This is a genomic window from Corynebacterium gottingense, from assembly GCF_007559235.1.
Lineage (GTDB): Bacteria > Actinomycetota > Actinomycetes > Mycobacteriales > Mycobacteriaceae > Corynebacterium > Corynebacterium gottingense.
Map to the genome: position 1 here is coordinate 85024 of NZ_VMHH01000001.1, position 19443 is coordinate 104466.

At 65.2% G+C, this 19443-nt stretch carries 20 protein-coding genes and 1 tRNA gene; 9 read left to right on the top strand and 12 right to left on the bottom strand.

Annotated features, from left to right (window positions below):
* Positions 1–7: 7 nt before the first annotated feature.
* Positions 8–364, bottom strand: a complete 357-nt coding sequence (locus FPH17_RS00410) for a hypothetical protein (protein ID WP_154878271.1) — start codon at positions 362–364, stop codon at positions 8–10.
* An 11-nt stretch (positions 365–375) separates the two neighbouring features.
* Entirely contained in the window at positions 376–912 is a 537-nt protein-coding gene (locus tag FPH17_RS00415) for a YbhB/YbcL family Raf kinase inhibitor-like protein (RefSeq protein ID WP_154878272.1), read from the bottom strand.
* A gap of 233 nt (positions 913–1145) precedes the next feature.
* On the opposite strand from FPH17_RS00415, the gene FPH17_RS00420 reads away from it, so the two are divergent.
* From FPH17_RS00420 to FPH17_RS00430, 3 genes are all read left to right on the top strand, one after another.
* Positions 1146–1231, top strand: a tRNA-Leu gene (locus tag FPH17_RS00420).
* A 59-nt stretch (positions 1232–1290) separates the two neighbouring features.
* Positions 1291–1992, top strand: a complete 702-nt coding sequence (locus tag FPH17_RS00425) for a TVP38/TMEM64 family protein (RefSeq protein WP_244288029.1) — start codon at positions 1291–1293, stop codon at positions 1990–1992.
* Between the two features lie 10 nt (positions 1993–2002).
* The gene (locus FPH17_RS00430) at positions 2003–2557 is read left to right on the top strand and encodes a MarR family transcriptional regulator (protein WP_144716974.1); all 555 of its coding nucleotides are present in this window, start codon (positions 2003–2005) and stop codon (positions 2555–2557) included.
* Between the two features lie 4 nt (positions 2558–2561).
* Here FPH17_RS00430 and FPH17_RS00435 read toward each other — a convergent pair whose 3' ends face one another.
* From FPH17_RS00435 to FPH17_RS00445, 3 genes are read right to left on the bottom strand one after another with little or no spacing between them, the layout of a single operon-like run.
* Positions 2562–3773 (bottom strand): SPFH domain-containing protein, encoded by a 1212-nt coding sequence (locus FPH17_RS00435; protein WP_154878274.1) that lies wholly within the window; start codon positions 3771–3773, stop codon positions 2562–2564.
* On the bottom strand, positions 3774–4202 hold the full coding sequence (locus tag FPH17_RS00440; RefSeq protein WP_154878275.1) for an NfeD family protein: 429 nt from the start codon (positions 4200–4202) through the stop codon (positions 3774–3776).
* A gap of 20 nt (positions 4203–4222) precedes the next feature.
* A complete protein-coding gene (locus FPH17_RS00445; RefSeq protein ID WP_154878276.1) occupies positions 4223–5068 on the bottom strand; it encodes a DUF3097 domain-containing protein in 846 nt (281 codons plus the stop codon).
* Between the two features lie 52 nt (positions 5069–5120).
* On the opposite strand from FPH17_RS00445, the gene FPH17_RS00450 reads away from it, so the two are divergent.
* The gene (locus FPH17_RS00450) at positions 5121–5906 is read left to right on the top strand and encodes an Rv1486c family protein (protein ID WP_154878277.1); all 786 of its coding nucleotides are present in this window, start codon (positions 5121–5123) and stop codon (positions 5904–5906) included.
* Here FPH17_RS00450 and FPH17_RS00455 read toward each other — a convergent pair.
* The 3 genes from FPH17_RS00455 to FPH17_RS00465 form a co-directional block, all read right to left on the bottom strand.
* Complete coding sequence (locus FPH17_RS00455; RefSeq protein WP_154878278.1) at positions 5903–6955, bottom strand: ferrochelatase; 1053 nt, start codon at positions 6953–6955, stop codon at positions 5903–5905. The two genes, FPH17_RS00450 and FPH17_RS00455, sit on opposite strands and share 4 nt — an antisense overlap.
* Positions 6956–7006: 51 nt before the next feature.
* Complete coding sequence (locus FPH17_RS00460; RefSeq protein WP_154878279.1) at positions 7007–8842, bottom strand: DIP1281 family NlpC/P60 protein; 1836 nt, start codon at positions 8840–8842, stop codon at positions 7007–7009.
* Between the two features lie 544 nt (positions 8843–9386).
* Entirely contained in the window at positions 9387–9839 is a 453-nt protein-coding gene (locus FPH17_RS00465; RefSeq protein WP_154878280.1) for an Rv1476 family membrane protein, read from the bottom strand.
* A 396-nt stretch (positions 9840–10235) separates the two neighbouring features.
* Between FPH17_RS00465 and acnA the strand changes: the two genes are divergently transcribed.
* From acnA to FPH17_RS00480, 3 genes are all read left to right on the top strand, one after another.
* The gene (acnA, locus tag FPH17_RS00470; protein WP_203085490.1) at positions 10236–13016 is read left to right on the top strand and encodes an aconitate hydratase AcnA; all 2781 of its coding nucleotides are present in this window, start codon (positions 10236–10238) and stop codon (positions 13014–13016) included.
* 115 nt (positions 13017–13131) lie between these two features.
* The gene (locus FPH17_RS00475; protein ID WP_095276521.1) at positions 13132–13698 is read left to right on the top strand and encodes a TetR/AcrR family transcriptional regulator; all 567 of its coding nucleotides are present in this window, start codon (positions 13132–13134) and stop codon (positions 13696–13698) included.
* Positions 13699–13722: 24 nt separating this feature from the next.
* Positions 13723–14478, top strand: coding sequence for a glutamine amidotransferase-related protein (locus FPH17_RS00480; protein ID WP_154878282.1), 756 nt, complete (start codon positions 13723–13725; stop codon positions 14476–14478).
* A 30-nt stretch (positions 14479–14508) separates the two neighbouring features.
* On the opposite strand, the gene FPH17_RS00485 is transcribed toward FPH17_RS00480, so the two are convergent.
* On the bottom strand, positions 14509–15252 hold the full coding sequence (locus FPH17_RS00485; RefSeq protein ID WP_154878283.1) for an SDR family oxidoreductase: 744 nt from the start codon (positions 15250–15252) through the stop codon (positions 14509–14511).
* A gap of 84 nt (positions 15253–15336) precedes the next feature.
* On the opposite strand from FPH17_RS00485, the gene FPH17_RS00490 reads away from it, so the two are divergent.
* Positions 15337–15606 carry an ACT domain-containing protein gene (locus FPH17_RS00490; RefSeq protein ID WP_154878284.1) on the top strand — a complete coding sequence of 90 codons (270 nt, stop codon included), beginning with the start codon at positions 15337–15339 and terminating at the stop codon, positions 15604–15606.
* 10 nt (positions 15607–15616) lie between these two features.
* On the top strand, positions 15617–16987 hold the full coding sequence (locus tag FPH17_RS00495) for a PFL family protein (protein ID WP_154878285.1): 1371 nt from the start codon (positions 15617–15619) through the stop codon (positions 16985–16987).
* Here the strand turns inward: FPH17_RS00495 and FPH17_RS00500 are convergent.
* The 3 genes from FPH17_RS00500 to FPH17_RS00510 all read right to left on the bottom strand — a co-directional run bounded on the left by FPH17_RS00500 (position 16984) and on the right by FPH17_RS00510 (position 19442).
* Positions 16984–17232, bottom strand: a complete 249-nt coding sequence (locus FPH17_RS00500) for a PLDc N-terminal domain-containing protein (protein ID WP_238397079.1) — start codon at positions 17230–17232, stop codon at positions 16984–16986. The two genes, FPH17_RS00495 and FPH17_RS00500, sit on opposite strands and share 4 nt — an antisense overlap.
* Before the next feature lie 32 nt (positions 17233–17264).
* Positions 17265–18893: an ABC-F family ATP-binding cassette domain-containing protein gene (locus FPH17_RS00505; RefSeq protein ID WP_095554897.1), complete on the bottom strand. Its 1629-nt coding sequence runs from the start codon at positions 18891–18893 to the stop codon at positions 17265–17267.
* A 108-nt stretch (positions 18894–19001) separates the two neighbouring features.
* Positions 19002–19442, bottom strand: coding sequence for a metal-sulfur cluster assembly factor (locus FPH17_RS00510; protein ID WP_095536171.1), 441 nt, complete (start codon positions 19440–19442; stop codon positions 19002–19004).
* Position 19443 lies beyond the last annotated feature (1 nt).

Sequence of the window (19443 nt, forward strand, 5' to 3'; positions counted from 1 at the left end):
CCCCCGCTTACGCCCGCGGGCGCGTAGTGCGTCGCAGCACGATCGCGCAGAGTAGCGCTGCGACGCCCCACAGGGCGGGCCAGTACGTCTGCGTGTAGAAGAGCGTGTGTGTAGGCAACGCGACGCCCAAACCGATGAGCACGAGCGCGACAATGAGCGCGACGACCTGCGTGCGCGATCCTTCGTGCGAGGTGCTCACCGTGGCGAACGCGCCGATGATCACTGCAGCGATGAGGACGGTCAGGGTTTGGAGTGTGAGGGCAAAGAGCTCCTCGCCACGCAAGACCGAGAGAATCGTAAAGAGGAAAAGCGCGGCGGCGAGCGTGATAAACGCTCCGCCGACGCGAAGTTGGAGCGGGGCCATGACGGATCGGTCTACTTGGTCTCGGTCCAGCCCCACGCGATCGCGCGGCCCACGCTGTGGAAGTACAGGTTGAAGCCGAGCTGCGTCGGGTTCGCGATCTGGTCCGCCGGCAGCTCCTCCACGTCCACCGCGTGCACCGCGAACAGGTAGCGGTGCGGGCCGTGCCCCGCAGGCGGGTTCGCGCCGTAGAAACCGGGCGCGCCCGAATCACCAACCAGCTGGATCGCACCGACGCCCAAGTCCTCCTTGGACGCATCACCGGTCGCAATGGACTGCGTGCTCACCGGAATGTTGAACGCGGCCCAGTGCCAAAAACCAGAGGTTGTCGGCGCGTCCGGGTCGTAGCACGTAATGGCCAGGGACTTCGTCCCCTCCGGAAGATCGGACCAGGCCAGCTGAGGCGACGTGGCATCGTCGCCGACCAGGGCGTCGGGCAGCTCGGCGCCATCCTCGAAGTCGGTGGAGCTAAGCGGGAACGACGGCAGGTCCTTCAACGCTGCGTACGGGTCCGGGCCGGGAAAACGGTCTGAAACGTAGGAAGCAGTCATACAGATATTTCTACCCCAGCGCTGTGACTTTCGCCATGACTTTCACCAAATGCTCTGTGTGATCACGGCGTGATGCGTGATGGGCGGGAGCGGCAGAATGCCAAGGGTGTGGTTTGGAAGCGCAATTGTGCCCATCGCGCCCTAAAAAAGCGCTGTTGTGCAGGCGATTTGTGTGTTTTACGTCGTGCACCTTATAGTGTTTCAAGTGCCCAGCCGAGAGGCTGAAACACCCGGCCCGGGTGGCGGAATGGCAGACGCGCTAGCTTGAGGTGCTAGTGTCCTATTAACGGACGTGGGGGTTCAAGTCCCCCCTCGGGCACAACCGACCGGCCTCCTACAATGGAGGCCGGTTTTCTTTTTATACAAGGAGGTTCGGCGGTGGCGCAGCGTCAACCTACAGCGCGCCCCTCAACCGGTCGGATCGCGCTCATCGTACTCGCAGCGGTGGGGTTCGTGGCGGCGTGGTGGCTCCTGGACGTCCCCTCCCTCGCCACGCTCCGCACGTGGGCGGAATCGACCGGCCCCTGGTTCCCGCTCGTTTTCTGGCTGCTCTATGTACTCATCACGCAGTTCCCCATCCCGCGGACGGTCATGACGCTGTCTGCGGGCATCCTCTTCGGCACCGGGCTCGGCATCGCGCTCTCACTGACGGCGACCACGGTCGCCGCAGTGATCTCACTGCTCATCGTCCGCTTCCTGCTGCGCGGCTGGGTCGAGCCCCGCCTCACCCACCCCGCCGTGCAAAAGATAAACGCGCGCCTGGAGCAGCGCGGCTGGCTGGCCGTGACCAGCCTGCGCATGATCGCTGGAGTCCCATTCTCCATCATGAACTACGCAGCAGCGCTCACCCGCGTACGCGTCCTCCCCTTCGCCATCGCCACACTGATCGGCTCCGCGCCCAACACGGTGCTCGTCGCAGTCTTCGGAGACACGCTCACGGGCCACGCCAACCCGTGGGTCATCGTCGCCGTTGTCGTGTTAGCAGTGCTGGGCGTCGGGGGCTTGCTTATCGACGCCACCCTGCCCACCCGCGACACGCCCACCCCGAAAAGTAAAGGCCTGAACGTAGACCAGGCGTAACATTTCGGTCATGATTGCAGTCCACGCGAGATACCGGGGAAGGGATAAGGCGCGCGCCGAGGTCGTGCGGCGCTCGGCTGAGGCGCTCGCGACGCTGCCTGGCGTCGGCGAGTTTGAATTGTGCAGCGTGGAGGACATCCGCGCCGATGTCGTCGGGCCCGAGCACGCGCTCAACGTGATCATGGCGCTACTCTCCGACGGCGACTGGGCCATCGGCCTGGGGATCACGGGACACGGACGCGCCGTCTTCGCGGCGACAGACGCGGTGGGCACGCGACCCGCGCAGGTGAAGGTCGTGGTGGATACGCCGGACCCCGGCACCTCCGCAAACGACATCGAGGCGACGTTCGCGCTCCTGGGGTATGTGCTGCACAAGCGCACCCTGGAAGGCCGAGAAGCCACCTCGCTGGTGCGAGGCGGCCTCAATCAGAACGAAGCGGCTGCGGAGCTGGGCATCTCCAAGCAGGCGATGAGCCAGCGGCTGCAGGCCGCCGGCTGGCAGGCGGAGCAGTCGGGGTGGAAGCTGGCGCTAAACCTGCTCACGCAGGCGTCGCAAAGCGCTTGATGCGCTACCCCTGGTACGGGCGATTCGGTTCGTCGGCCGGCAGCGGATCCTGCGGGCCCGTACCGAGTTCACGGCGACTGCTTCCCGGGGCCACCTGCGGGGTGTCCTGCGTAGGATCTGGGTCGTCGACGTGCTTGTTGGCTACCGCGCGGGCCTCGGCGAGCGCCTTGGCCAGCTCCGGGTCGGTCGAGGTGTCGAACCAGGAGTCCGTGTTTTCCGTCTCCGCCATCTCCTTGGTTTCCTCATCCACGTTTGCCGGTTCGTAGCGGAACACGCCGTCCTCGCCCTTGCCCGCGAACGCCTGCGCAAACTGCTGCAGCGAATCGCCGAACTGGGACGGGATCATCCACATCGTGGCTGCCTCGTTCTCCGCGATCTTGGGCAGCTTTTCCAGGTACTGGTACGCCAGGAGTTCCGGTGTGACGCCGGAGGACTTCACGGCCGCGTTGACCTTCTGGATCGCGCGTGCCTCGCCCTGTGCGGCCAAGTACTTCGCGGCGCGCTCGCCCTCTGCGCGCAGGATCATAGCCTGACGCTCCGCCTCCGCGTTCAGAATGGCGGCGTGCTTCTCGCCCTCGGCGGAGAGGATGCGCGCTTGCTTCTCGCCCTCGGCAGTTTTGATGTCGGATTCGCGCTTGCCCTCTGCGGTGAGGATCATTGCGCGCTTTTCTCGGTCCGCCTTCATCTGCATCTCCATGGACTGCTGGATCGACGGCGGCGGTTCAATGGCCTTAAGCTCAACTCGGCTGATACGAAGGCCCCACTTGCCGGTGGCCGCGTCAAGTTCGCCGCGCAGGCGGCGGTTGATGGTTTCGCGGGAGGTCAACGTCTCTTCAAGCGTCATGCCCCCAACCACGTCGCGCAGTGTGGCGGTAGAAATCTGCTCCACGCCGACAAGATAGTTGTCCACGCCGTAGATGGCCTTGGCGGGATCGTTGATCTGAAACGTGACCACCGTGTCGATGGCGACGGTGAGGTTGTCCTGCGTGATCACGGCCTGCGGTGGGAAGGACACGACGCGCTCACGGGTGTCCACGCGTGCACGCACGGAGTCAATGAACGGGATGAGGAGGGTCAAGCCACCGGAGACCGTGCGGGTGTAGCGGCCAAGCCGCTCGATCACCGCGGCTTCACCCTGTGGAATCAGTTTCACCGATGCGAAGAGGAGTGCCGCCACCAGCGCAATGATGACGACGAGGACAATAGTTGGGCCCATCTAACGTTCCTTCCAGACGACCGCGACAGGGCCGTCAATGTCTGCCACTGTGACAATATCGCCGGCGACGATCGTGTCCGCCGGATCCAGCGACCTCGCTGACCAGATGGAACCGTCCATCCGGACCTGGCCGCCGGTGGGGCCGAAGGCCTCGAGCGCTTCCGCGCGCTGCCCCACCAGGGCCCGCGGGGAATCGTCGTACACCTTCGGCTGGTGGTAGCGCTTGTGCAGGTAAGGCCGCAAGAAAAACCAGAACGCCGCCGAGGAGGCGACGAACGTGAGGACTTCCGCCCACAGCGGAACCCCGGCCAGTGCCACGCCGGCGGTAGTGAGTGCGCCGGCCCCGAGCATGAGTAGCGTGAACTCACCCACCGCCAATTCAAGGCCGGCGAGGACAGCTGCTGCGACAAACCAAATGAGTGCTCCCACGTGTCTGAGGTTACAGGAACTTACAGATCCTCTTTGGATAACTCTGGGTTAGTGACAAAGTCGACGAGCCGTTCTACCGCGCCGATCAGGGTGGAGTCGAGATCGCGGAACGTCTCCACCGCCGAGTACACGCGGCGCCACCCATCCTTCGGGTCCGACCAGCCGAGGCGTTTGCACACGCCCGTCTTCCAGTCCTCCCCGTACGGCACGTCTGGCCAGGCGGGGATCCGCAGCTTCTCCGGCTTCACCGCGGCCCAAATGTCGATGTATGGGTGCCCCGTCACGAGCACGTGTTCGCCGACGTTGCGGACCAGGCGCGACTCCTTCGTGCCCTCGATAAGGTGGTCTGCGAGCACACCGATTCGGCGCCCAGGCCCCGGCTGAAACTCGTCGAGGCGCGCCTGGAGGTTGTCCAACCCTTCGAGGTACTCCACGACGACGCCTTCGACGCGGAGGTCGTGGCCCCAGACCTTTTCCACAATCGCGGCGTCGTGAATGCCCTCGACCCAGATCCGGCTCGGCATGGCCACCTTCGCGCGGACATTTTCAACTTTGCGGGACCCCGAGTTGGAGCGCTTCGGCCCGGAGTCCCGCTTGGGCACGTAGCGGGTGAGCGTGACGCGCTGTCCCTCCACCATGAACGCGCCGGGCAGCATCTTAAACAGTCGTTCGGTGCCGTAGCGGTCTTCGAGGCGGACGAAGTCGCCGTCGTAAGTGCGCTCGAAGCCGATGACGGCCCCAACGAAGTCGTTGCCCACGATCTCGACGATGATCCCGGGCTTTGCCGGCATCTCCGGGTAGGTCGGGCGCTTGCGTCGCGCATGACCCTGAAAAATGTCTGCTCCGTAGCGGTCGTCATAGCTCATAGTGACCAGAGTGTATCTTCCCCAACCCCCAGTTCCTGTTAGGATACCCCGGATGCAAACTCGTGCCGAGGTCTATTCACCGCTCCAGAACACCGCCGTGTGGCTCGCCGCATGGCTGTACAACGTCGAATCCAGCGACGAAACCATGGACGCCTTGCGCGACCTCGGCGGCACCCACGAATACCTCGGCGGCCCGTTGTTGCCGCTGCTTCGCGACGTCCGCGCCGCCGCCGACCTGGACACCCCGGGTCCAGCGGTTCGCCTCATCCTCTGGGGTCCGGGCCAGGCCGCCGGGCTCATCGCGGGCAGCCCCGCCATGGAAGCCCTCACGCCGGCCGGTGCGATCGTGGTCCGCGGCTCGGACCAATCGCACATCCTCGTCCCGGAGTACGCCGGCCCGTCCGTGCGCTGGCGGTGGTTCGAGGAATCCCGCCGGCTCCCGGAGCCCGCGTGGCTCAGCCCCGGCGAGGCCGATGCGCTCCTGTCCCAGGCAACCAACCAGGCAGCAGTGCTTATCGACGCCACGCGCTCCGCGAGCCCCGCAAACCAAGCGCTTCGCGAACTCCCCAACCCGCGCCTGACCGTGGGGACGCTCGCGGACTTCTACGACACGCCCGGCTTGCCCGCGGGCGTCACGCCGCGCGCCGCGAAGCTGTTCGCCCGCGCTGACCGGGTGGCGGCGATCATTGAGACGGTGACCGACCGGTTGGACGATCACTCCTTCGACCCTCAGCTCTTCGCGCTGTGGCGCCATATCCGCACCGCCCGCATGGCAGGCGTCGCCGACGCGGTGGTGGACTACCAGCGCGAGTACGCGGGGTTCACCGGCGGCGCTTAGCCGTTGAGCGCGCGGGCGGGCCGCTTCTGCGGCTCGCAGCACCCCTCGCAGCACGGGGCGCCGTTGCGGGTGCAGCCCTGGACGGTCAACGTCGACAGGCTCGCTGGCTGCTCGCCCCGGGCGACTGCCTCCGCGATGTCGACGACCATGGACGCAAACTCCTGAGTCAGCCCGACGGTCGCGACGCGATCCATCGTGACCCCGCGGTTGTCGCAGGCGTGCTGCAGCTCAGTGTCCAGGTCCCACACGACCTCCATGTGGTCCGTAATAAACCCGATGGGGACGCAGATGAGGTGCTGCACGTTGGCGTCGGCAAGCGCCTCCGCCCGGTCCACCACATCCGGCTCGAGCCACGGCGTGGCCGGGTTGCCCGACCTAGATTGCCAGACCACCTCGTAGTCGGGCGCGCCGGCGCGCTCCGCGACGAGCCGCGCGGCCTCCGCAATCTGCCGGGAGTAGAGGTTTGCGTTATCGGGGCCGCCCGAGGCGACATCGGCCGCCGTAGGCACACTGTGGGCGGTAAACAGCACCCGGTAGTCCTTCCCCTGTGCCTGCGCGAGCGCCTCCTTGAGGCCTGCCGCAACCTGGTTGATGAACGCCTCGTTGCCGTAGAACTGCCACAGCTTGGTGAACTCGACCTCGGGTGCCACCTCGCGCATGCGCTGGATGTCCTCGTCGTACTGCCTGCAGGCGGAATAGCCGCCCCACGCGCTCGTGGCGAAGACGAGGACGCGGCGCGCGCCGTCTGCGGCGAGCTGCTTCGCGGTGTCCTCCGCAAACGGGTGCCAATTGCGGTTGCCAAAATAAACGGGCAACTCGATCCCGCGGCGCTCCAGCTCGGCGCGGATGTTGGCGATCAGCGTGCGGTTCTGCTGGTTGATGGGGCTCACACCGCCAAAGTGGAAGTAGTGCTCGCCGACGGTGGCCAGCCGTTCCTTGGGGATGCCCCGGCCGCGCGTGACGTTCTCCAAGAACGGAATAACCTCGTCCTTTCCTTCGGGGCCGCCGAAGGAAAGGACGAGGAGTGCATCGTAGTCAGATAGCTTCATGCCACTGATGGTAGTGCGGTGGCAATCCGCGGCGTCACACCGCTTCGCTGCCTAGAGCAAACGCACCGCGTTCGGGGCCATTCCGGAGTAGCGCACCGGGGAAATCTGCACGTTCTGCCCGGCCTGCGGGGCCTCGATCATGGTGCCGTCGCCAAGGTAGATGGCCACGTGCTGGTTGCCGCCCGGGCCCCAGAACAGGAGGTCGCCGCGCTGCGCCTCGCTCGCCGGCACCTGGGTGCCGCGCTGGTACTGGTACCCGGTGTAGTGGGGCAGCGAAATGCCTACCGCAGCGAAGGCGTAGAGCACGAGGCCCGAGCAGTCGAAGCCCGCCTGGCTGCCGCCGTCCACACCCGTGGTCGGGCCGTTGGCGTCACCGCCGCCCCACACGTACGGGGTGCCGATGGCGGATTGGGCGCGGGCGATCACGGTCTCGATGGAACCGGAGCTAGAGGCGCTCTGCGAGCCGCTGGCCTTGCTCACGGCGCTCTGAATCGTGTCCGAGACCGTTGCTGCGGAGTCGACCTCCGGGAGCACGGAGTTGAGATTGTCAGTGGTGCCAGTGGATGCGGATTCTTCGTCCGAGGTCTGGTTCACCTGCGCGGCCCCACCGGCGCCGAGCGCGTCGCTCAGCCCGCCGGCGAATGCCGCGATGACCTCGCTGTCGCTCGAGGAGCCGTACGGGCTTTCCAGGCTTGTGTGGTTGGCTTGGGTCGCGCCAACCATCGCGGCGGCGGCGATGATGCCTGCCGCCGCGGCGATGGTGTCTTCGGAGATGTTCAGGTCACTGGACATGCCGCTGAAGGACGGCGCTGCCGCGTCGGGTGCGCCTGCCTCCGGCTCCGATTGCAGGCTCTCCCCGTTCGCTGCGGCGGCGTTGGTGAGGGCTTGCGCGACCGTCTCCGAGCTGAGCTGTGCGACCGAGGGATCGATGTCCGCCGCGTGCTGCTCGACGCGAAGCACCACGTCCTCGGGGACCTCATCAGCAGTGACCTGCTGCTCGGGGGCGGCAGCGGACGCCTCGATGCGCGGCTGCGCGGTTTGGCCCTGCGTGGACTGCTGCTGCGACCCCTCCGACTCGGCCGTCTGGGAGGTCGCAGGTGCCGCCGTCTCGCCTGACTCCGCCGCCACAGTCGGGCCACCGGACTCGCTCGCACCGGTCTGGGTGGCCGATCCCGACGCCTGGCGCTGCTCGGCTAACGACGCCTGAGCGCTGTCCAACTCGGACTGCGCCCGATCACGCTCCCGACGCTGCTCGGCCAGGGCCTCGCTGGTGGAGTCGAGCAGCTCGCGGGCCTCGGCCTCCGCGGCCTCCGCCTCGCTGGCGGTCGATTCGGCGAGCTGGCTCGCCTTGCGCTGGATCGACGCCTCGTTGGCCGCCTCGGTGCGTGCGCGCTCGACCTCGTCGAGCTTCGCCCGGCGTTCGTCGCTGCGCTGGCGCAAGTACAGCGAACGGTCGAGCACGTCTTTCTGCGCGTCACCGCTGGTGGCCATGTCGAGCCCGCCGCTCTGGCCGGCGCCGCGGTACTGCGACCGCGTGACCTCGTCGAGCGCTGCTCGCGCCTCCTCGACGGCGTGTTCCGAGGCCTCCAGGCGCTTCTTCGCTTCCTCTGCGCCCTGGCGAGCCTGCTCGGCCCGGCCTTGGGCGTCCTTGAGGTCCACGAGCGCCTGATTGACCTTTTCCTGCAGGTCGCCGATGTTCAAGTTCAGGTCATCGATGTTGGACTGCGCCTGCGAGATGCTGGTGACCAGCTCCGTCATGGACGCAGGTTGCGCGGTTGCCACTGGGGTGACCAGCGTCGCCGCGAGAGACAGAGTTGTGGAACACGCGATCGTGCCGAGCGCAATGCGCGCGCGACCCGACCGGGTGAACCTCGATGGTTCTACCACGGAATGGGGCTCCTCACGCCGCGCGCCCAGGCATGACAAATCAAGCGAGGAGCAAAGTGCTTCTCGACGATTCACCGCCGCAGGTGACTAGCCCGCAGCCTTGACGCGCAGCCCTAATGGGTTGACTACTGATGCAGGCACGCGAGCCTTCAGCCCCACCTTCGTTACCGGCCTGGTTCTTGGCGTGCTTCCCCACATGCCCGAACCGGGGCCTTTACCGAATGACGAGTTCAGTCAAGGAGCAAGGCCTGAAACGATTGGTGTTGCATTCAGCTCACGAGCCGACAGCAAGACCATACGACACGTAATCAACTTGTTGCACAATCTTTACCAAAAACCACAGCAGTCAAGGCATTTCACATGACCCGATAGCGCCGGGTACAGCAGATATAGTCGATACGAACAAGTAGTGTGAAGTTCGACACATTTTCCGGCAGGGGGAATAGGTCGCCATGACCGTTGCGCCGGGATCGCGATGCGGCTGTGCGACCCTCGGTGCAAAGCAAAACCGTCAAGGCAAAGGGCTTGACGTAGTGGGGAGTGGCTAACGGCGTGCGCGCCAGGCGGACAACACCGCGATGCACGCAAGAGCGAGCACCACCGCTCCAACGGCAATCCCCCACGCCACGGAGTGCCCCTGCGTCGCCTCCGCGAACGCGACGACCCCTTGCGAGTAATCAGGCTGGGCCACCATCGCAGTTTGCCCGCGCTCGATCGCCGCCCGGCTGAGCGAATCGCTCACCGCGATAGCGGCGTTCGGCGTCCGGACCACGACTGTGTCATAACCGGTGCCATTGAGGAGGTCCTGTGCGACGTCGCGAAGGTCTGCAATCTGCGGTGGGGTCTGCTCAAGCACCACGAGCCCGGCCTCCCCCATGTCGCCGGACGGTGCTTGCGTCAGCGCGTCGCGCATTGCGGCTTCGAGCGGTACGTTGACGGGGTTTTCCGTCCCAAAGGCGATCCCATCCTCCTGGAGCTGGGCTTCCAGACTCGCCATGTCAACGTCTACTGGAATCACGTCGTCCCTTTCCGCTCGCATTCGCCGTCGTTACGGAGTGTAATCGGCTCGCCGTCACCCTTTGCGCTCCGGTCTTCCAACACGCAGCCGGAAACCTACCACGCATTTGGGGGTAAGCAGTGTGGCCAGAGTGAGCGCGCTCCGCCCTCGCCGTCGCTGCGTTTGCCCAGGTGCTTTGGTTATCCGGGTGCGTTTGCCCCCGCGGATGAGGGGATTTGGATGCTCCGGGGCGTCGATAAGCGCGCCCTAGCGCAAAACATAACGACCGTACTGTTACTATGGCGACGGAACCGTGAGAGGTCGCATATCATTATTGGTTGACCATCACGTGTCATAGTTCCCAGATTTGCATTACGACGAGAAATGGAGCTCACTGTGGCTGAAAGCAAGAACTCCTTCAACGCTAAGCAGACCCTCGAGGTCGGCGGTAAGTCCTACGACTACTTTGCCCTCGATGCGGTTGACGGCATGAAGAAGCTGCCCTACTCCCTGAAGGTGCTCGGCGAGAACCTGCTGCGCACCGAGGACGGCAAGAACGTCACCGAAGACCACATCAAGGCAATCGCCAACTGGGATCCGTCGGCAGAACCGTCGATTGAGATCCAGTTCACCCCGGCCCGCGTCCTCATGCAGGACTTCACCGGCGTGCCCTGCGTCGTCGACCTTGCAACCATGCGCGAGGCAGTCAGCGACCTCGGTGGCAGCCCGGACCAGGTCAACCCGCTGAACCCGGCCGAGATGGTCATTGACCACTCCGTCATCATCGAGGCATTTGGCTCCGACGCTGCACTGGATAAGAACGTCGAGATCGAGTACCAGCGCAACGAGGAGCGCTACCAGTTCCTGCGTTGGGGTGCTGAGAACTTCTCCAACTTCCGCGTCGTTCCGCCGGGAACCGGCATCGTCCACCAGGTCAACATTGAGTACCTCTCCCGCGTCGTCTTTGACAACGAGGGCCTTGCCTACCCGGATACCTGCATTGGTACCGACTCCCACACCACCATGGAGAACGGCCTGGGCATCCTGGGCTGGGGCGTCGGCGGCATCGAGGCAGAGGCGGCCATGCTGGGCCAGCCGGTGTCCATGCTCATTCCCCGCGTTGTCGGCTTCAAGCTCACCGGTGAGATCCCGGTCGGCGTGACCGCTACCGACGTCGTGCTGACCATCACCGAGATGCTCCGCGAGCACGGCGTGGTGCAGAAGTTCGTCGAGTTCTACGGCAACGGCGTCAAGCAGATCCCGCTGGCAAACCGCGCCACCATCGGCAACATGAGTCCGGAGTTCGGCTCCACCTGCGCGATCTTCCCGATCGACGAGGAGACCATCAATTACCTCGAGCTGACCGGCCGCGACCAGGAGGACATCGACCGCGTCGAGGCATACGCCAAGGCACAGGGCATGTGGCTGGAGCAGGACGCCGAGGAGGCCGAGTACTCCGAGTACCTCGAGCTGGACCTCTCCACCGTCGTGCCGTCCATCGCCGGCCCGAAGCGCCCGCAGGACCGCATCCTGCTCTCCGAGGCCAAGAGCACCTTCCGCACCCAGCTGCCGGACTACAACACCGCTGGCAACGACGTCACCGAGCCGGTGCGCGCCGAGAAGTCCGAGACCGTGGACTACAACCAGTCCTGGCCGGGTCACGGCGAGTCCGCCGCTGACGGCGCCGAGGGCCGCGCTTCCAAGCCGGTCATCGTCGAGTCCCCGCAGGGCGGCGAGTACACCCTCGACCACGGCATGGTTGCCATCGCTGCAATCACCTCTTGCACCAACACTTCCAACCCGTCCGTCATGGTCGGCGCTGCGCTGCTCGCACGCAAGGCTGCTGAAAAGGGCCTGCACGCCAAGCCGTGGGTCAAGACCATCATGGCTCCGGGTTCCCAGGTTGTCGACGGCTACTACGAGCGCGGCGACCTGTGGAAGGATCTTGAGGCAGTCGGCTTCTACCTCACCGGCTTCGGCTGCGCATCCTGCATCGGTAACTCCGGCCCGCTGCCGACCGAGGTCTCTGACGCCATCAACGAGTACGACCTGACCGCCACCGCGGTCCTGTCCGGTAACCGTAACTTCGAGGGCCGCATCTCCCCCGACGTGAAGATGAACTACCTGGCCTCCCCGCTGCTGGTCATCGCGTACTCCATTGCCGGCACCATGGACTTCGACTTCGACGCCCAGCCGCTCGGCCAGGACGCCGACGGCAACGACGTCTTCCTCAAGGACGTGTGGCCGTCCACCGAGGAGATCGAGAGCACCATCTCCGGCATCATCTCCCGCGAAATGTACGAGGCTGACTACGCCGACGTGTTCAAGGGCGACGAGCAGTGGCAGAACCTGGACATCCCGCAGGGCAAGACCTTCGACTGGAACGAGGACTCCACCTACATCCGCAAGGCTCCGTACTTCGACGGTATGCCGGAGCAGCCGGAGGCAGTCGAGGACATCGCCGGCGCACGCGTGCTGGCCAAGCTCGGCGACTCCGTGACCACCGACCACATCTCCCCTGCTTCCTCCATCAAGCCGGGCACCCCGGCGGCGAACTACCTGGACGAGCACGGTGTGGCACGCCACGACTACAACTCCTTCGGTTCCCGTCGTGGTAACCACGAGGTCATGGTCCGCGGTACCTTCGCCAACATCCGCCTGCGCAACGAGCTGGTGGACGAGCAGGGCGGCTACACCCGCGACTTCACCCAGGAGGGTGCACCGCAGGCGTACATCTACGACGCCGCGATGAACTACGCAGAGAAGAACATCCCGCTCGTGGTCATCGCCGGCAAGGAGTACGGCACCGGTTCCTCCCGTGACTGGGCCGCAAAGGGCACCAACCTGCTCGGCGTGAAGGCCGTCATCGCGGAGTCCTTCGAGCGCATCCACCGTTCGAACCTCATCGGCATGGGTGTGCTGCCGCTGCAGTTCCCCGCGGGCCAGTCGCACGGCTCCCTGGGCCTCGACGGCACCGAGACCTTTGAGGTCACGGGCATCACCGCCTTTAACGACGGCGACACGATCCCGGAGACCGTCCACGTTGCAGCAACGAAGGACGGCGGCGAGAAGGTCGAGTTCGACGCAGTTGTCCGCGTCGACACGCCTGGTGAGGCAGAGTACTTCCGCCACGGCGGCATCCTGCAGTACGTGCTGCGCCAGATGGTCAAGAACTAACTCCTTGACCCTGGAGAGGGGTAACCCGGGCTTCCCGCCCGGGTGCCCCTCTTCGTTTTCTCACCACCGAATTATTCAGTACACACCCCCTATTACAGGAAGGATTGCACCGCGCATGCCCATCGTCAGCGAAGGCGAACTCGCACGTCGGCGCCAAGAAATCATTGATGCCGCTCGGCTCTGCTTCGCCCACTACGGCTTCGAAGGCGCTACCGTGGCCAAGCTCGAACAGGCTACGGGCAAGACGCGCGGGGCAATCTTCCACCACTTTGCGGATAAGGAAGCGCTGTTTCTCGCCATCGCGAGCGAGGACGCGGAGCGGCAGGCGGCGGTGGTGAGCAACCAGGGCCTGGTCGAGGTGATGCGCGACATGCTCCACCACCGCGAAAAGAACGACTGGTTTGTCACCCGCGCGGAGATCGTCCGCAAGCTCCGCACCGACCCGGAGTTTGAGCAACGGTGGCGCGCTCACCAAGAGGTTCTGGACCAAGCTGTCCATGATCGCATCGTGTCCAACCGAGCCATGCGCGAGGACGTCTCCATCGACGTCGTCCAGACTTACCTGGAGACGGTGTTCGAAGGATTCGTGGTCAAGCTCGCTGCGGGCGAGCCAGTCGAGCGCCTGGAGGCCATGCTCTCGCTCGTCGAGCAGTCGGTCCGTAAGCCGGTTAGTGAAAAATAGACCAAGCGGTATAGAATTACCGCTATGTCCAAGCTGCTTTTCCTCTCCCTCCGACAAGGCGAGCTCGCACCCGAGATCGCGCGTGCCGAATACCACGACGTCCTCAACGCCGCCGGCCTGAGCGAGGTTGACGTCGAGCTCAAGATCCTGGACCGGGTTGACGAGGAAGTTGGCTCGCTGGAGACCATTAGCGGGATCATCATCGGCGGCAGCTCGCTCAACGTCAGCAACGCCGAATACTCACCGTGGCAGCGCCACATTAACGACGTGCTCGCGGGCGTGGTCGAATCGGGCCTACCAGTATTTTTCGTCTGCTTCGGCATCTCGTGGCTGGTTGATCACCTCGGTGGCACCGTCGGCCACACACACCCGGAGAACTCAGGCCCGACGAGCGTTGCGTTGACGGAAGCCGGCCGCGGCGACAGGCTGCTGCGTGGCGCCACAAAGCAGTTCACAGCACTCACCGGGCACACCGAGAACCCGGATGAAGACAGCCTCCCGGAGGCGCTCACCGTCCTCGCCACCGGACCTACCTGCCCCGTCCAGATGGTCCGCTACGGCGACCACGTGTGGGCCACCCAGTTCCACGCTGAAATGGACGCCGCCGCGATGCACACCCGGATGGACTTCTTCTACAACTACGGGTACTTCCCCGCCGAGGACTACGCCCGGATCGTCGCCGACTTGCCCAACCACGACGTCGCCTGGGCCAACGCGATCCTGCGGAACTTTGCGCAATACTGCTTCGATCGCAGCCCGGCCCACGCGCCGAAGGTGTAGCAGGAACCTTGTAGGGAGTCCCGCGGCGGATTAGCGCCCGATCTCGCGCACCGGGGTCTGCCCGTTCTGGAACTCAAACGGGTTTGCAATCCCCTTGACGCTGTCGCGACCAGCCAGCTCGACGATGACTTCGGCGACGAGCTCGCGCGAGGTCTGCGGGTGGCCCTGAGCGTCGTCCCCCTCGAGATCGATGGTGGCGTAGCCGGGCACGGGACCGTCGACGAGCATGCCCGGACCAAGAATGACCTGCTCGAGGTCGCTTTCCATGATGCGCACATCGACCGCCTTTTTGGACTCGACGTAGGCGTACCACGCGCCGTCATCATCCGTGGTGGCGAAGCGCGCGCCCGCGTAGGACACCATGAGGAGTCGGGGCGTGTGCTCGGTGAGCTGCTCGAGCGCTTCCACGACGCGCAGCGCCGCGTCTCGGTCCACAGCGTAGGTCGCCTCGGCAGAACTACCACCCGCTCCCGCGGACCACACCACGACATCGAACTTGGACAGCAGCGCCGCCCACTGCTCTACGGTGAGCTCCGTGATGTCGCGCACCTTTGCCTGCGCTCCCGCCTGCTCGATGCGGGCGACGTGATCGGGATTGCGTACAAGGCCGGTGACCTCGTGGCCCTGCTGGACCAGCAGCGGCACCGAGTGGCGGCTCACGTGACCACCCGCGCCTATGACGAGTACACGCGCGGTGCGCTCAGGTGTTTCCGACGCCGTGGTGGCAAACGGTTGGGGTGCAGAAGCATTGGGGGTGTTCGCTGAATCAGTCATGTAATCCACCGTAGCCAACTCGAAGTTGCGTTGCTGTGGCGCAACTCTCACCCGCGTGCGTACGTGCCACTATGATGGTCCCTCATGCACGCAATTATTACGACTACCGGCCCGGACCGTGTTGGCATCATCGCCGCAGTCGCGGGCGCCGCAGCAGAGCGCAACCTGAACATTCTCGACGTCTCGCAGACGCTCATGGATAACTACTTCACCATGGTCATGCGCGTCGCATTGCCGGACGACACCCCGGATATGGGCGAACTCCAGGATCACCTGACGCAAGTGGGCGACGCGCTCGGGGTGGTCGTGCGCATTCAGTCTGAGGACCTGTTCACCGCGATGAACGAAATCTAGGGGCGGCGCGATGGCTACAGACTTCGACTTCAAATCCAACCACATCCTCGACGTCATTAAGATGATCGAGGACTACCGCCTGGACATCCGCACCGTGACCATGGGCATTTCACTCATCGGCTGCACCCGCTCCACCATGGACGCCACCTGCCAGGCGGTGTACGACCGCGTCACCGCACGTGCCGCACGCCTTGTCGAGGTGTGCGAGGGCATCGAGCGCGAGCTTGGCATCCCGATTGTGAACAAGCGCATCTCCGTCTCCCCCGTCTCGCTCGTCGCCGCCGGCGTGGATGGAAACCCGGTCGACATCGCACGTGCCCTGGACAAGGCGGCGTCGGAGCTCGGCGTGAACTTCGTCGGTGGTTACTCCGCGCTCGTGGAAAAGGGTGCGACGTCCTCGGACCGCCGGCTCATCGACTCGATCCCCGAGGCGCTGAGCGTGACCCAGGCGGTCTGTGGCTCCGTGAACGTGGGTACCTCGCGCGCCGGCATCAACATGGACGCCGTGGCGCGAATGGGCGAGGTAGTCAAGGAGGCCGCCGAGCTGACCAAGGACGAGTCCTCCATCGCCTGCGCGAAGCTCGTCGTGTTTGCCAACGCCGTGGGAGACAACCCGTTCATGGCTGGCGCATTCCACGGCATTGAGGAGCCGGACACCGTCGTCTCTGTCGGCGTATCCGGCCCGGGCGTCGTGGACAACGCGATCACCCCGCTCAAGGGGGCTTCACTCAACGAGATCGCCGAGGAGATCAAGAAGGCCGCGTTTAAGATCACGCGCGCCGGCCAGCTCGTGGGCAACATGGCCGCCGAACGACTCGGCGTGCCGTTTGGCATCGTCGACCTCTCGCTCGCCCCGACAGCGGAGGTCGGCGACTCCGTGGCGCACATCCTCGAACACATTGGGCTCGAGCAGGTGGGCACCCACGGCACTACGGCGGCGCTCGCCCTGCTCAATGACGCGGTGAAAAAGGGCGGCATGATGGCCTGCTCCCGCGTCGGTGGCCTGTCCGGCTCCTTCATCCCGGTCTCCGAGGACCAGGGCATGATCGACGCGGTCCGCTCCGGCTCGATTTCCATGGACAAGCTCGAGGCCATGACCTCGATCTGCTCCGTCGGGTTCGACATGATCGCCATCCCGGGCGACACTTCCGCAGCATCCATCGCGGGCATGATTGCCGACGAGGCCGCGATCGGCATCATGAACCATAAAACCACCGCCGCACGCCTCATCCCAGTCCCGGGCACCAAGCCGGGCGACGAGGTGAACTTCGGCGGACTGCTCGGCTACGCGCCGGTCATTCCGGTGAACACGAAGGGCAGCGCCGAGATGATCCGGCGCGGCGGCTTCATCCCGGCGCCGGTGCACGGTTTTAGGAACTAGTGGCGCTTCCTCCCGATGAGGAAGTAGGCCGCCCAGCCAAGCGTGTTCACCGCGCCAATGATGGGCGCCCACAGCCACTTCGGGCCGCGCACCTTGCCGTCTTTCGCACGCGCAAGGTCGCGCAGCGCAAGCGCCTTGCCGAGTGCGTCAATGGCGGCCAGCATGCCGACGATGGTCTTTTGGTCGCTCGACATGGCGTTCCACGCGTCGCGGAACATGGTGATGAGGTCATTGTTCTTCGTCATACCAGCGAGTCTAGCCGGGCGAACTCATCCCGCTACGCCAGCTCCACGATCTCCATGTACTCATCGCTCCACAGGTCCTCATCGCCCTCGGGCATGATGATCACGCGCTCCGGCTCGAGCGCGCGCACCGCCCCCGGGTCGTGGGTGACCAGGACGACGGCCCCGGTGTAGGTCTTGAGCGCGTCAAGCACCTGCTCGCGCGACTGCGGGTCCAGGTTGTTCGTGGGCTCGTCGAGTAGCAGCACATTGGCGCGGGACGAGACAAGCGTGGCGAGCGCGAGGCGCGTCTTCTCACCACCGGAGAGGGTGCCAGCGGGCTGTTCGAGCTTGTCACCCGAGAACATGAAGGCGCCGAGCAGGCCCCGCAGGTCCTGCTGGCCGGCATCGGGGCAGGCCTCGATGGTGTTCTCCCAGACGCTCTTGTCACCGTCGATCGTGTCGTGCTCCTGCGCGAAGTACCCGATCTTCAGCCCGTGACCCGACACGAGGCCACCTTCGCCGTCAGTGCGCTCCACACCTGCCAGCAGCTTCAGCAGCGTCGTCTTACCCGCGCCGTTGGTGCCAAGCACGACCACGCGCGAGCCCTTGTCAATCGCCAGGTCAACCCCGGCGAAGACCTCGAGCGAGCCGTACATTTTGGTCAGCCCCTTGCCATGCAGCGGAGTCTTGCCGCACGGCGCGGGCTCAGGGAAGCTAATCGACGCAAACTTGTCTGCCACCCGAACCTCATCGAGTTGCTCCATCATGCGATCGGCGCGCGCGAGCATCTGCTTCGCTGCAGCTGCCTTCGTGGCCTTCGCACCGAGCTTTGCCGCCTGCTTCTGCAGCGCAGACGCTTTCTTCTCCGCATTGGCCCGCTCGCGGCGGCGGCGCGCCTCGTCGAGCGCGCGTGCGTCCTTGTACTTGGCAAAGCCCATGTTGTACACGTCCGCCTCGGCGCGGACGGCGTCGAGAAACCAGACCTTGTTGCACACGGCGTCGAGCAGTTCGACGTCGTGCGAGATCATGATGAGGCCGCCCTCGTGCTTGGACAGGAAGTTGCGCAGCCAGCTAATCGAGTCGGCGTCGAGGTGGTTCGTGGGCTCGTCGAGAAGCAGCGTGGTCTGCGACTTGCCCGACCCCTGGCGCGAGGCGAAGAGAATCTGCGCGAGCTCCACGCGGCGGCGCTGGCCACCCGACAGGGTCTTCAGCTGCTGGTCCAAGATTCGGCTGGGCAGGCCGAGGTTGTCACAGATCTGCGCCGCCTCCGCGTTCGCCTCGTAGCCACCGAGCGCCTGGTACCGCTCCTCCAGGCGGGAGAACTTGGCAATCGCCTTGTCGCGCTCCGCCCCGTCGGTGGTCTCCATGATCTCCTGCTGCTTGGCCATCGAGCGCTGGATCTGGTCGAGGCCGCGGGCGGAAAGCACTCGCGCGCGTGCGGTCTGCTCGATGTCGCCCTCTTTGGAGTCCTGCGGCAGGTAGCCGATCTCGCCCGAGCGCGTCACCGAACCGCCGTAGGGCTCCGTCTCCCCCGAGAGGATGCGCATGGTCGTCGTCTTGCCCGCGCCGTTTCGCCCCACCAGCCCGATACGGTCGCCCGGCTGCACGCGCAGGTGCTGGCCGGGCGCAGACAGGAGCGTGCGAGCGCCGACGCGGACTTCGAGATCATTGGTGACAATCACGGGATCACTGTAGCAAGCACCCCCAAATCGACACCGCAGGGTCAGCAGGGGCAGCAATGCAAAACGTCCCCCTCACGGCGCGAACCGTGAGGGGGACGTTCAGGGGTGCTACACAGCGAACCCGAGGGCGCGGAGCTGTTCGCGGCCCTCTTCAGTAATCATCTGCGGGCCCCACGGCGGCATCCATACCCAGTTGAGCACGATGTCGTCCGCCTCGGTGTTGCCCACCACGGCCTGCTGCGCCTGTTCTTCGAGCACGTCTGTCAGCGGGCATGCCGGCGAGGTGAGCGTCATGTTGATGCACGCAATCGTCTTGCCGTCGCGCTCCTCAATCCACAGGTCGTAGACCAGGCCGAGGTCGACGACGTTGATCCCCAGCTCCGGGTCGATCACGTCGCGGAGGAACTCCTCCACCTCTCCGGCCAGCTTGAGCTGTGCATCGGTCTGGGGCGGACGCTCGCCCGCGCCGCCGAAGTTCGACGCGGAGCCGCCTTTGGCAGCGTCAGCGTCGGCCGCAGTGGTCTGTTCGTTGACGTTGTCTTCAGCCATG